The sequence below is a fragment of the Qipengyuania triglochinis genome (genome assembly GCF_054655615.1).
The window spans coordinates 960,820-973,529 of the sequence record NZ_BAAHND010000001.1 but is presented as its reverse complement, the minus strand read 5'-3'; the positions used below and the strand labels follow the sequence as shown (position 1 = coordinate 973,529).

Annotated in this window: 14 protein-coding genes; 9 read left to right on the top strand and 5 right to left on the bottom strand. The window is 61.1% G+C overall.

Translation table 11 applies throughout. The features are described 5' to 3' along the window. Window positions 1–40 precede the first annotated feature (40 nt). The 3 genes from nudC to ACYQ0G_RS04820 all read left to right on the top strand — a co-directional run bounded on the left by nudC (window position 41) and on the right by ACYQ0G_RS04820 (window position 1,962). Window positions 41–823, top strand: a complete 783-nt coding sequence (nudC, locus tag ACYQ0G_RS04830; protein WP_460099967.1) for an NAD(+) diphosphatase — start codon at window positions 41–43, stop codon at window positions 821–823. Beyond that, a complete protein-coding gene (locus ACYQ0G_RS04825; protein ID WP_460099964.1) occupies window positions 820–1,509 on the top strand; it encodes a DsbA family oxidoreductase in 690 nt (229 codons plus the stop codon). Before nudC ends, ACYQ0G_RS04825 begins: the two co-directional genes overlap by 4 nt. A gap of 63 nt (window positions 1,510–1,572) precedes the next feature. Beyond that, window positions 1,573–1,962 carry a hypothetical protein gene (locus ACYQ0G_RS04820; protein WP_460099961.1) on the top strand — a complete coding sequence of 130 codons (390 nt, stop codon included), beginning with the start codon at window positions 1,573–1,575 and terminating at the stop codon, window positions 1,960–1,962. A gap of 120 nt (window positions 1,963–2,082) precedes the next feature. Here the strand turns inward: ACYQ0G_RS04820 and ACYQ0G_RS04815 are convergent, their stop codons facing one another. The 4 genes from ACYQ0G_RS04815 to mgtE all read right to left on the bottom strand — a co-directional run bounded on the left by ACYQ0G_RS04815 (window position 2,083) and on the right by mgtE (window position 6,402). Continuing rightward, window positions 2,083–2,328, bottom strand: a complete 246-nt coding sequence (locus ACYQ0G_RS04815; protein ID WP_224811920.1) for a hypothetical protein — start codon at window positions 2,326–2,328, stop codon at window positions 2,083–2,085. A gap of 66 nt (window positions 2,329–2,394) precedes the next feature. Next, window positions 2,395–4,140, bottom strand: coding sequence for a methyl-accepting chemotaxis protein (locus tag ACYQ0G_RS04810; RefSeq protein ID WP_460099958.1), 1,746 nt, complete (start codon window positions 4,138–4,140; stop codon window positions 2,395–2,397). 178 nt (window positions 4,141–4,318) lie between these two features. After that, complete coding sequence (locus ACYQ0G_RS04805; protein ID WP_460099956.1) at window positions 4,319–4,708, bottom strand: DUF1489 family protein; 390 nt, start codon at window positions 4,706–4,708, stop codon at window positions 4,319–4,321. A 233-nt stretch (window positions 4,709–4,941) separates the two neighbouring features. Then, complete coding sequence (gene mgtE / locus ACYQ0G_RS04800; RefSeq protein ID WP_460099953.1) at window positions 4,942–6,402, bottom strand: magnesium transporter; 1,461 nt, start codon at window positions 6,400–6,402, stop codon at window positions 4,942–4,944. A 95-nt stretch (window positions 6,403–6,497) separates the two neighbouring features. Here mgtE and ACYQ0G_RS04795 point away from each other — a divergent pair, with 95 nt between their 5' ends. From ACYQ0G_RS04795 to ACYQ0G_RS04770, 6 genes are all read left to right on the top strand, one after another. After that, complete coding sequence (locus ACYQ0G_RS04795; RefSeq protein WP_224811918.1) at window positions 6,498–6,959, top strand: peptidylprolyl isomerase; 462 nt, start codon at window positions 6,498–6,500, stop codon at window positions 6,957–6,959. A 91-nt stretch (window positions 6,960–7,050) separates the two neighbouring features. Next, window positions 7,051–8,394, top strand: coding sequence for a tRNA (N6-isopentenyl adenosine(37)-C2)-methylthiotransferase MiaB (gene miaB / locus ACYQ0G_RS04790; protein WP_460099951.1), 1,344 nt, complete (start codon window positions 7,051–7,053; stop codon window positions 8,392–8,394). 100 nt (window positions 8,395–8,494) lie between these two features. Then, window positions 8,495–9,538: a PhoH family protein gene (locus ACYQ0G_RS04785; RefSeq protein WP_460099948.1), complete on the top strand. Its 1,044-nt coding sequence runs from the start codon at window positions 8,495–8,497 to the stop codon at window positions 9,536–9,538. A gap of 41 nt (window positions 9,539–9,579) precedes the next feature. Further along, the gene (gene ybeY, locus ACYQ0G_RS04780; RefSeq protein WP_460099945.1) at window positions 9,580–10,065 is read left to right on the top strand and encodes an rRNA maturation RNase YbeY; all 486 of its coding nucleotides are present in this window, start codon (window positions 9,580–9,582) and stop codon (window positions 10,063–10,065) included. Between the two features lie 24 nt (window positions 10,066–10,089). Continuing rightward, entirely contained in the window at window positions 10,090–11,007 is a 918-nt protein-coding gene (locus ACYQ0G_RS04775; RefSeq protein WP_460099942.1) for a hemolysin family protein, read from the top strand. Window positions 11,008–11,077: 70 nt separating this feature from the next. Beyond that, entirely contained in the window at window positions 11,078–11,962 is an 885-nt protein-coding gene (locus ACYQ0G_RS04770) for a LysR substrate-binding domain-containing protein (protein ID WP_460099940.1), read from the top strand. On the opposite strand, the gene ACYQ0G_RS04765 is transcribed toward ACYQ0G_RS04770, so the two are convergent. Beyond that, window positions 11,959–12,645, bottom strand: a complete 687-nt coding sequence (locus ACYQ0G_RS04765; RefSeq protein ID WP_460099937.1) for a lysophospholipid acyltransferase family protein — start codon at window positions 12,643–12,645, stop codon at window positions 11,959–11,961. The two genes, ACYQ0G_RS04770 and ACYQ0G_RS04765, sit on opposite strands and share 4 nt — an antisense overlap. Between the last annotated feature and the right edge of the window lie 65 nt (window positions 12,646–12,710).

Below are 12,710 nucleotides of genomic sequence, written 5' to 3'. Positions count from 1 at the left end.
CGATCACGTCCGCGCCGATCCCGAACGGTTGGCAGGCTATATGAACTGGAAGGCGCGGTTGCTGGCGCTCGACGGCCTGATACCCGCGCTCGACGATGCCGGCGGCCTAGCCTGGGGCACGCTGGCCGATGCGCCGGAAGATGCAGAGCTGGTTTTCCTGGGCCTGGACGATGGCAAGGCGTGTTTCGCCGCGGTCCCGCCTGCCGGAGGTGCCAGCCCGAGGCTCGCCAATCCGCAGTTGTGGTCGCTCATGGCAACGCTCGCCCCTGATGACCTGGCGCTTTACGGCGGGGCGCGCAGTATCGTGGACTGGCACGCAAGGCACCGCTTCTGCGCGCAATGCGGCGGGAATACCAAGATCGCCAAAGGCGGGTGGCAACGCGATTGCACCGCCTGTGGGGCAAGCCATTTTCCGCGCACCGATCCGGTCACCATCATGCTGGTCGAACATGACGGCAAACTGATGCTCGGCCGCGGGCTAGGCTGGCCCGAAGGGCGGTTTTCCGCGCTGGCCGGCTTCGTGGAACCCGGCGAAAGCATCGAGGAAGCCGTTCAGCGCGAAGTGCTCGAGGAAAGCGGCGTGCGCGTGCGCGATGTGACCTATATCGCCAGCCAGCCATGGCCTTTCCCCAGCCAGCTGATGATCGGCTGCCATTCCTTCGCCGACGACACCGCGCTGACGATCGATGAAACCGAGATGGCCGAGATCGACTGGTACACGCGCGAAGATGTGGTTGCTGCATTGGCAGGCAACGGCCCCTTCATCGCCCCGCCGCCGCATGCGATCGCGCATTATCTGATGGAATGGTGGGTGAAGAAATGACCGAGCCGCGCAAACTCTCGATCGACATCTGGTCCGATGTCATGTGCCCCTGGTGCCTCGTCGGCTGGGGCAATCTGTCGCAGGCGCTTGGCCAGCTGAAAGGTGAAATAGAGGCGGAAATCCGCTGGCACGCCTTCGAACTCAATCCCGACATGCCCGACGAGGGTGAGGAACGCACCGCCCACATCGCCCGTAAATACGGCCGGACCATCGAACAGTCGAAGGATGTGCAGGGCCAGATGCGCACCGCAGCCGAGGCGGCTGGCGTGTCGCTGGATTATCAGGGTGAAGAGCCCGCGCCCGATGCGATGATGTGGAACACATTCGCCGCGCACCGGCTGCTGACCTGGGCACTGGAAGAGCACGGACCCGAGGCCCAAACCCGGCTGAAGCTCGCGCTGTTCGAAGCCCACTTCAACCACCGCCGCCGCATCGGCGAGCGCGAAGTGCTGCTCGATGTTGCTCAGGAGGCCGGGCTCGACCGAGATGCCGCTGCCGTCGCGCTCGACCGTGAGGACATCGCCCGCAAGACCCGCACCGAAGAACACGCGGCGATGGAGCTGAACATCATGGGCGTGCCTGCCATGCTGGTCGAAGGCCGCTTCATCATCCCCGGCGCACAACCGCCGGAAGCATATTCAAATGCGCTGAGGCGGGTGGCGGAGAAGACTGTCGCGGACAGGTGACGTCGCTCGCTGTCTGTTAGCGACCCCATTGCGGACATTTTCGATCAAGGGCACTAATTGGAGATGAGATGGGCTTTGCTGGCATTAAGCATTTCGCTGATAGCCATTCCGATGCTGACTTCCGCCCCGCCGTCGTCACCGATGGCTATCGGTATATTCAGTCTTGGCGTGTTGCTCTTGATGGATTGGTCGTGGGAACAGGTGATCGGCCACGCCGCTTGGGGAATGGAAAATCGCAAGGAAGAAATCGTCGAGGATTTCTATAACTTCAACAATGCTCGCTGGCGCTACGCTCTCGCGATCATCATCTCAGGGGCATTGGCGCTCTCGTTTAGCCTAAGCGCGTCTGAAGAGTTCGATATAGGTGTTCTTGTCGGTGGTTATACGCTCTTTGGGATAGCAGCCATCGTCAGCACTCTTAAATCGCGTCAACGCGTTTTGCGGGGTAAGTGACACGCCGACTGCTTCCCACCCCATTAGCGGACATTCGCAATCTGCCAGTGAAAACCTTCAAGGTCACAAAAAACCCCGCCGTTGAGGGCGGGGTCTTTTGGTTGGATTTTTTGAGCGAACTTAGCTCGACCGGCTATCCTGCATCGCCTGACGGGTCTTTTCACCCTTCTTGGCGTCCTGCGCGGGATTGTCCGAGCCGACTTCCGGTTCGCGGTTTTCGGGATCGGTGGCGCGGTTCAGTTCGCCGCGTTTGCCGACCCTGCGGTTAACTTCGCCACCCGACGAGCTTTGCTGCGATGGGGTAGGATGCTTGGTCATCTCGTCGATGAGTTCATTGTCGGGGTGCATTGACTGGCGTTCGGGCATGTTTGTTATCTCCTTTGCCCAATCAACGGTCGGCCCTGCTGCGATGTTCCGAAAAGCGCGCCTTTCTCAGGCGGCGAGAATCTTTCCGACGAAGGCCGTCGCCTCACGTTCCAGCGCGCGGGCGTCCCCATCGAGCCCGGTTGCCGCGCCCAGCACTTGGTCGGCAGCCATCCCCGTGTCCCGCGCGCGTTCGCGCAGCTGTTCGATGCTCTGTTCTATCTCGCCGACACCGGCCACCGCCAAATCGAGGCTGCGTGCCAGTTCCTGGCTCGACAGCGATTGCTGATCGACGGCTCCGGCGATCGTGGTGGCTGTCGCTTCCACTTCGCGGATCCGCTCTCCGATCGCGGTCAGGGCACCAGCGCTGCTGCTGGTGCTCGCCTGCATGGAGGCAATCTTGGCCGAAACGCTTTCGGTCGCTTCGCGGGTCTGGCGTGCGAGTTCTTTGACCTCGCTTGCCACCACGGCAAAACCGCGTCCCGCATCGCCGCCCCTTGCGGCTTCGATCGACGCGTTGAGAGCGAGCAGGTTCGTCCGGTCGGCGATCGATGCGATCAGATCGACCACCTCGCCCACCTCGGAGGCCGAGCGGGCAAGATCCTTCATCGTTTCATCGGCAAGTTCCGCACTGGTGCGGGTGTCCTGGGCCAGCGATGCGGACTGGGCGGCCTGTTTGCCGATTTCGCCGATCGACATGGCGAACTCGTCGGTTGCCGCTGCGGCCGATGTCATTCCGGCCGAAGTATCGTTCATCCGGCGAACGACATCCTCCACCAGTTCGACCGACTGGCTGGCTGCTCCGGCCATGGAACTGGCGGTCTTTTCCAGCTGATGCGATGCAGCGGCGACATTGGTCACCACGTCGCCCATGCCACCTTCGAAACCGCGTGCGAGATCGCGCAGCAGCACCTGCTGGTCCTCGTGGGCCTTACGCTGCAGATTGGTCAGCGCTTCGGCGCTTTCACGGAAGATCACGAGGGCGCGTGCCATCTCGCCGATCTCGTCCTCGCGTTCCACGAAGGGTATGGCGATGGAACTGTCGCCCTCGGCCAATGCGGTCATCGCGCCGGTTATTTCGCCCAGCGAATGCGACACCTGGCCAGCCATGCGCCGCGCCGCCAGAACCACCACCAGCCCACATGCGAGAATCAGCGCGAGCGCACCGATCGACATCCAGAATTTGAGCCTTTCCAGCTCGTTCTTTGACCGCTCGGCAGCGTCCGATAGCTCGCCCTCTATCTCGCCGATCTGGCCCGATAACAGGCTGCCGCTGACGTCGATTGCCTGGGCCAGGGTGGCCGCATCTTCCTGCGGGCCATAGGTCGAGACCGAAGACCGCAGGGCCACCAGCTCTGGGCGGAAACTCGAAACCTGATCTCGCAGCCATGCGATACGTTCTTGCGAGGTCGCTTCGGTCACGTCCGTAGCCATCGATCTGTCGAGCCGCTTGCTCGCATCTTCCAGCGACGCGAACGCGGCCTGGATCGATTCCTCATTGCCGGTCACCGCATAGCGAGAGGCGTGGTAGCGGCTCTGGGCAATCCCCGTATCGAATTGGGAAGCTGCCAGCGCGCGCTCCGCAATGACGGCACTTTGATCCGATCGCAGCGACAACTGGTATAGGCCCGCCCCAAGCAGTGCGGCGAGGCCCAGCAGTATGGCCACGGCGAGCATCACGAAAATCGCGATCTGGCCGCGGATCGTGCGGCGCGACGCCAGAACCTTGCGAAGCGGCGCCGCAGCTTGCCGCTTTTCGGCTGGCGCCCAGTTCTTTGCGTCCCCGAGCGAAGGGAACTTGGCATGGATGGTCATAATGCAGGCCCCGATCTACCTCGCCGGAGTCATTCGGCAGGGTGGTTTGCGAGCGCGGCTACACCGGAAAAATGACAGGAAAATGAAGGTTTATCAGGGGCTTGAAGGTTAATATTCCTTAACCACTATGACCGCGAGGCCGCTTCGTGTCACAAAGGTGACGGATCAGGGGCTTGGGTCAGATAAGGCCCAGTCTTTCGAGCTTTCCGGCCAGTTTGCCGGGCAGGACATCGCCGATATCCTCGCCTTCTTCCAGATCGCGCGGGGGATCGCCCTTGAGATAACGCCAGCCCTGATGGGCGCGCTTGGGGCGAGGGTGGACGCGGACCAGTTCGGGCTTGAGGTCGATCGACCAGCGCCCGGTGGGTGTTTCGCTGAAACCGAGGATTTCGCTGCGCGCCACGATCGAATGCTGGTGGATCCAGTAAAGCGATCCGCCGATGCACTCCTCCCACTTGGTGGGGCGATAGCGTGTGGTGAGATTGGGGCTGCGCCGCTGTTCGTACCAGCTTTCGATATCGTTGAAGCTCTGCGCGCCGAACGCGATCTTGGTCAGATGGAGCGGCATGGCAAGGACATAGGAATTCGGTCCGAAAGAGCAACCGCTGGGACCTGAGGGAGGGGGCCACATGGATCGTGCGGGAAAAGGCCTTTCCTACAAAGCGGGATCGGATGCAGGGTGCCCGAATGCTTCTGCATTCCCCTCACGAAAGCGCCCAATTCCGCCGGTTCACGCACCCAAACCGGGCCAGGAAATTTTTCCCTCTGGACCGTGCTCCATGTGCTCCATCCTGTAGGAAACTACCCTGCAATCCCGCTCGCCACGGCCAGTCCGAGAAAGGCGAAGAAGCCCATCGAGTCGGTGATCATGGTCACGAAGACGCTGCTTGCCACGGCCGGGTCCTGATTGAGCCGGTCGAAGGCCACGGGCACCAGCACCCCGGCAAGCCCGGCGGTTGCCACGTTAATCACCATGGCCAGCGCGATGACCGCGCCCAGCGTGGGGGTGAAGATGGCCGCCGTCGCCACACCGATGAGCACCGCAATGGTCACGCCGTTCAGCGTGGCGACGCGGAATTCGCGCCACAGGATGCGGCCCGTGTTCGAACTGGTCAGCTGGTTCATCGCGATGGCGCGCACTGTCACCGCCATGGTCTGGGTGCCCGCATTGCCGCCGATGCTGGCGACGATGGGCATCAACACCGCAAGGGCAACCAGTTGTTCGATCGCGGCCCCGAAGGCGGCAATGATCAGGCTGGCGACCAGCGCCGTGCCCAGATTTGCCACCAGCCAGCGCACGCGGCTGGAATAGGCTGCGCGGATCGGTTCGTTGATGTCGCCTTCACCCGCGCCGGACATGAGCAGGGCGTCCTCGCCCGCTTCCTCGGCGATGATGTGGACGATATCGTCGACCGTCATCTGGCCGACCAGGCGGCCGTCCTCGTCGATCACGGCGGCGCTGATGAGGCCGTACTTCTGGAACATCAGCGCGACCTCTTCCTGGTCGAGCGTGGCCGGGATCAGCGTCTGGTCGCGCTTCATCACATCGCCCAGCGCAACATTACGCGGCGTACGCAGGATCCACGAAAGCTGGCAGGTCCCGACGGGGTGCATGCGCTGGTCGATCACGAAGATCTCGAAGAAGTCTTCGGGCAGGTCGCGCCCATCGCGCAGGAAATCGATGATATCGCCCACGGTAACGTGTTCGGGCACCGCTACGAATTCGCGGTTCATCAACCGCCCGGCGGTCTCCTCTGGATAGGAGAGGGCGGTCTGAATGGCGATCCGGTCTTCCGGATCGAGTTCGGCGAGGATGGCCTTCTGGTTGTCTTCGGCCAGATCCTCGATCAGCTGGACGGCATCGTCGGTATCGAGCTGTTCGGCAATCTGCGCCACCGCATCGGCAGGCAGCGCTTCCATCATCTCGTCGCGAACGTAGTCGTTGAGTTCTGCAACGACTTCGCTGGTCATGAGATCGGTGATCTCGCTGGCCAGCCGGTGGCGGTCCTCCTTCTCGAACAGTTCGAGAAGGTCGGCGACGTCGGCGGGGTGCAGTGGTTCGACGAGATCGTAGAGCTGGCCGGTCGCGCCGGCTTGGAGCGCTTCCTCGACCGAGCGGACGAACTCGCGTTTCAGCGTGTTCTCCTCGTCCATGCGCTCGTCGTCGATACGGTCGTCGGGGCGCGCGCCGTCCTCCGGCCCGCTCTCCGCATCCGGCGCCAGCATCACATCGTCTTCGTCGAGGCGCGTCTCGTCGACCATATCGCCGCTCTAGGGAGCGTTACCCGAAAAGCAAGCCGTGACACAGGCGCTGTCCCTGCTAATGAGGCGCCGACCGTATTACAGGAGACATACCAATGGCAGACAAGCTGACATTCACCCTCGACACCGGCGACAGCGAAAACAAGGATGTGGTGATCAAGCTGCGCCCCGATCTCGCACCCGGCCATGTGGAGCGTATCACCACGCTGGTGGGCGAAGGCTTCTACGATGGCGTGGTTTTCCACCGCGTGATCCCCGGCTTCATGGCGCAGGGCGGCGATCCGACCGGCACTGGCATGGGCGGCAGCGACAAGCCCGACCTCAAGGCCGAGTTCAACAGCGAACCGCACACCCGCGGCACTTGCTCGATGGCCCGCACCCAGGTTCCCGACAGCGCCAACAGCCAGTTCTTCATCTGCTTTGACGACGCCGAATTCCTCGACGGCCAGTACACCGTCTGGGGCCAGGTCGAGAGCGGCATGGAACACGTCGACGCCCTGCCCAAGGGCGAACCGCCGGCGAACCCGGGCAAGATCGTGAAGGCGACTGTTTCGTAAGTCGTTCCATCATCTCGAATAGGAAGGGCGGCCGCGTGCCGCCCTTCGCATTGTAGGACCCACACCTTTTCGCTATGTGCGCCAGCCTGTCATGAAACCTACCACTCCCCCCAAGACCTACAGGGTCAAGAGCTTCGGCTGCCAGATGAACGTCTATGATGGCGAGCGCATGGCCGAGATGCTGGGCGAGCAGGGCATCGTGCCTGCGCCCGATGGCGAGGAAGCCGACCTCGTCGTGCTGAACACCTGCCACATCCGCGAAAAGGCAGCCGAGAAGGTCTATTCCGACATCGGACGCCTGACCAAGGCCGGGCGCAAGGTCGGTAAGGAACCGCTGATTGCTGTGGCCGGCTGCGTGGCACAGGCCGAAGGTGAAGAGATCATGGCGCGCAGTCCGGCGGTCAGCATGGTCGTCGGCCCGCAGGCCTATCACCGTCTGCCCGAGATGCTGGACAAGGCTGTGAAGGGCGAGCGGGCGACTGATACGGACATGCCCGCGATCGCCAAGTTCGCCGCATTGCCCGAACGTCGCCGCACCAATCCGGCAAGCTTCCTCACCGTGCAGGAAGGCTGTGACAAGTTCTGCACCTATTGCGTGGTGCCCTATACCCGTGGCGCTGAAATCAGCCGGCCCTATGCGGACCTCGTCACCGAAGCGAAGAAGCTGGTCGATGCCGGTGCCAGGGAGATCACCCTGCTGGGGCAGAATGTATCGGCGTGGTCGGGAGAGGACGAGAAGGGCCACTCGGTTGGCCTTGCGGGCCTGATACGCGATCTCGCCAAGGTCGATGGGCTCGCGCGCATCCGCTACACTACCAGTCACCCTGCCGACATGGATGACGATCTGATCGCCGCGCATGGCGAGATCGACAAGCTCATGCCGTTCCTCCACCTGCCGGTGCAGGCGGGCAGCGATCGTGTTCTGAAGGCCATGAATCGCAGCCACACGGCGGAAAGCTACCTGAAGCTTCTGGAGCGCTTCCGCGACGCGCGCCCGGACCTCGCGCTGTCGGGCGACTTCATCGTCGGCTTCCCCGGCGAAACCGATGCCGAGTTCGAGGAAACCCTCGCGCTGGTGGACGAGGTCAAATACGCGCAGGCCTTCAGCTTCAAATATTCACCACGCCCCGGTACCCCCGCCGCCACGATGAATGGGCAGGTAGCGAAAGAAGTGATGGACGAGCGTCTCCAGCGCCTTCAGGCCGCGCTCAATCGCGACCAGATGGCTTTCAATGAGGCGAGCGTTGGGCGGAATTGCGAAGTGCTCGTAGAGCGCAAGGGCAAGCTTCCCGGACAGTGGCTGGGCAAGTCGCCCTGGTTGCAGAGTGTCTGGTTCGAAGGCGAAGCAGCTATCGGCGATCTTGTGACGGCAGAACTGGTCGAAGCGGGACCGAATTCGCTCGCTGGCAAGCTACGGGAACGGGTTGCTGCCTGATTACAGGCGCGTGACTTTCCACCATATTTGCAGGGCCTACCTTGCTTAGCGGGCCGGAGTGCCTAGATTTCCGACTCGTAACCCTTCGCGAAAGGAGCAGATGGCTCGCAAACCAGCACGGCAGGCCGACCCGGCCCTGACCAAACCGCCCGTACCCCAGCGCGAGGTTCGCCGCGCGCAGGTGGATGTGAACTTTGACAACCAGAGCCTGCTCGGCGCGCTCTTCGGACAGTTCGACGCCAATTTGGTGCAGGTGGAAAACCGCCTAGGTGTGTTCATCTCGGCTCGCGGAAACGCGATCCACATCGAAGGCCCGGAAGACAGCGTTGCCCGCGCGCGTGATGTGCTCAATGAAATGTATGACCGGCTGGCCATGGGGCAAGATCTCGACGCTGGAGCCATCGAATCTCTGATCGCCATGTCTAACGAACCCACGCTGGACGGAATTGTCGACGGCAAGCTGAGCGACGCCAAGGGCGGACCGCCCATCATGATCCGTACGCGGCGCAAGACCATCGTGCCGCGTAGCGCCATGCAGGCGACCTATATGCGCAGCCTGGTTCGTGACGACATCATTTTCGCGCTTGGGCCGGCCGGTACGGGCAAGACCTATCTCGCCGTTGCGCAGGCAGTGGCGCAGCTGATTACTGGAAGTGTGCAGCGCCTGATCCTGTCCCGCCCCGCGGTCGAAGCCGGTGAAAAGCTCGGCTTCCTGCCGGGAGACATGAAAGACAAGGTCGATCCGTATTTGCGCCCGCTTTACGATGCGCTCTACGACTGCATGCCGCCGGAACAGGTCGAGCGGCGGCTCGCCTCGGGCGAGATTGAAATCGCGCCGATTGCCTTTATGCGCGGGCGCACACTGGCCGATGCCTTCGTCATCCTCGATGAGGCGCAGAACACCACGCGGGAGCAGATGAAGATGTTCCTCACCCGCTTTGGCCAAAATAGCCGGATGGTGATTTGTGGCGATCCGCGACAGGTCGACATCCCCGGTGGCGATGGCATGAGCGGGCTTGCAGATGCAGTTGGCAAGCTGGAAGGTGTCGATGGCTTTGGAACGATCCGCTTCACCGCAGCCGATGTGGTGCGGCATCCGATCGTGGGACGTATTGTCGAAGCCTATGAAGGCCCGACGAGCTAACACTCGGTAATAGTCGAGATCGAACACATCGGATCTGCGCTTTGCACTTGGATATCGAAATAGACGGCTGGCCGCAGGGCCATGATTGGGAAGGACTTTGCCAGCAAGCGCACAGCGCGCTTCTTAATAGCGAACCCGCTCTTGCCAGCGAACGTCTCATGACCAGCGTGTTGTTTACGACCGATAGCCAAGTTCACGAGCTAAACAGAGAATGGCGCGGAAAGGACAAGCCTACGAATGTCTTGTCTTTTCCGATGCTGGAACGCGAGGACTTGCTAGCTTTGCAGGCGGATGGCCCCCCGGAAATGCTCGGAGATATTGCCTTGGCTTTCGAAACCTGTGAGCGGGAAGCGAAGGAAAAGGGCGTCAGCCTGCCGGACCACACAGCCCATTTGCTCGTTCACGGTTTCTTGCATCTTGCCGGGCACGATCATGTGGATTCCGACAGTCAGGCAGCGGCGATGGAAAAACTCGAAATCGAAGCGCTTGCAAAACTAGGTATCGCGGACCCATATGGGGATCGCTGAATTTTTGGAGTAGCAAAACGGCCCATGGCCAATTCTTCACCCCCCGCCGGAGACGCGGAGAGTAGCAGCGGGCTATGGCCCGCAATCCGCAAATTGTTTGACGCCGAAGGTGGTGGCCGCAGCTTGCGCGCCCAGCTCGAGGAAGCGATCGACGAGCACGAGGGCGAAAAGGGCTCCGAAGATTCGGAAGATAGCGCGACAGGTGATCTTTCGGGAGTGGAGCGTCAAATGCTTCGCAATCTGCTCCATTTTTCGGAACACGATGCGGACGACGTAGCTGTGCCACGCGGTGAGATCATCGCGATTAATGCAGACGCGACGTGGGACGAAGTCGTGTCGACCTTTTCCGAGCACGGTCATTCACGCATGCCGGTTTATCGCGGGCAGCTCGATGATGTCATCGGCATGATCCACATCAAGGATATCTTTTCCTTCTTGGCAGAGCGTAAGCCACCGCCGGAGGACTGGACGGTTTTGATGCGGCAACCGCTTTACGTGCCGCAAACGCGTAATGCCCTCGATGTGCTGGCAGATATGCGTTCGCAACGTATGCATCTGGCAATTGTCCTCGATGAATTTTCCGGGACCGATGGTCTCATTACGATCGAGGATCTGGTCGAGGAAATCGTCGGCGAAATCGAAGACGAGCATGACGATGCGCCGGAAGAGTGGATTGCTTCTATCGGTGACGGCATGTGGGATTGCGATGCGCGTGCCGAATTGGACGACGTGGCAGATCGTATCGATCCTCGCCTTGCCGAAGTAGAAGAGTCCGTGGATACCCTTGGGGGGCTCGCCTTCGTCTTGGCCGAACAGGTCCCGCCCAAGGGCCAGATACTGGAGCACTCATCGGGTTGGCGCATAGAAGTGACCGACGGCGACGAAACCCATGTAACGCGCTTGCGGCTCCACGCTCCGGAGCCTGAAGAGCCGCTCGATTGATCGTGTGTGAGTTGCAGAAAAGCGCACATCCATACTCGACAGGTGGCGTTTAAATGCATAGGCCAAGCGTATGGCCTCTCGCCGTCTACCTCCCCTTCGCGCTCTCGAAGCCTTCGTCCGGACCGTCCGCTTAGGGTCCGCCCGTGCTGCGGCCGACGAGCTGGGCTTAAGCCCGAGTGCTTTGTCGCGCCGCATCGGCAATCTGGAGGAGTTCGTCGGGAAAAAGCTGTTTACCCGGGCACGTCAGGCGATGCAGCTTACCGATGACGGCCACGCCTTTTACGAAGCAGTTAATCCGCAGCTGGAAGCTTTGGCGAGGGCGGTCGAAAGCCAGTCCGAAAATCTCTCGGTACTGCGGCTGCACCTCGGTGTGCTTCCCTTGTTCGGAAGCCAGCGCCTATTCCCGCGTCTAGCCGAGCTTCGAGCCCGGCACCCGCTTTTGCACATAGATATCGATACGGGCGCCCATCTGGAGGACAGGGTGGGCGACGTACTGGATGCGGCGATTATTCTCTCGCGTGGCCCCTCGAGGGGGCTTCATGCGGTGAGGCTGGATTACAATAAGGTTCACGCGATCTGCAGCCGGAATCTAGCCGTCAGACTAGGCGATGTCCCAGATGAAGATCAGCTGTCTAAGCAGACCTTTCTCATCCATAATGAATTGCCGGAAAGTTTTTCCGCCTGGCGTGCCGAGATCGGGCATCCCAATCTGGAGCCCGCCGCGATCGATCATTTCGATTCAGGCCAATTGATGCTGGAAGCAGCCGCTCAAGGGCTTGGAATCGCCATCATGCATGATGACCACATGCGGCGGGCGGCCGATCCGCGGCTTGCGACGCTTTACAACGCTACGGTTGAGAGCCCCTATAGCTATTGGTTTGTTTGCAAGCCAACGGCTCTGGAAGAGCGGCCGGTGCGCTTGTTTCATGACTGGCTGGTAAAGGCTGATCTCTAGACCTCAGCCGCCTTGGGGCGGTACCGTACCGCTTCGACGACATGCTGATAATCCCGAAGTGGCTTGCCGAGATTGGTAACAAGCTGCCGTTCGATCTCCTCGCGCGCTTTAGCAGCGATTGCCTTTCGGCCACGATAGTCTTCCGGGCTGAACGGATCGAGGTAATGGATGCGCATGTTGAACGTGCCGCGCCGCGCCATGACCCGCATAGCGTTATGGAGCCCGGTTTCCTCTCCGATCCAGGAAATTTCTTCCGAGTTTGCGCCATAATCGATCACCACTGGCTGGACCATGACGCTTGCAGGCGGCGGCTCCAGCACGGAAATCATCGATGACTTGAACGGCAGTAGCGAATGCCCGTCAGTTACAGTGCCTTCGGGAAATGCCGTGATAGACCAATTGTCATGCAACGCCTCTTTCAAGGCGTTGATTTGCTCAGCTACGCCCATCCTGTGTTCGCGCTTGACGAAAACGGTACGATTTAGACTGCAAAGCCAGCCTATTACGGGGACCTGACTGAGCTCCCATTTGGCAACGAACGCAGTGCCGCTGGCCCCTGCCATCGCTAGGATGTCGATCCACGAGATATGGTTGGCGATGAAAAAGACATCGCGGCGAAGAGGGGTGCCGATTACTTCCACCCGGGCCCCGACTACGCGCGCGGTGTAGCGAAGGAAAAGCATGGGGAAGGGTGAGCCGTACGCAAAAATGCGATAGGCGTAATGCAAGGGGACGAAAACTAGCAACA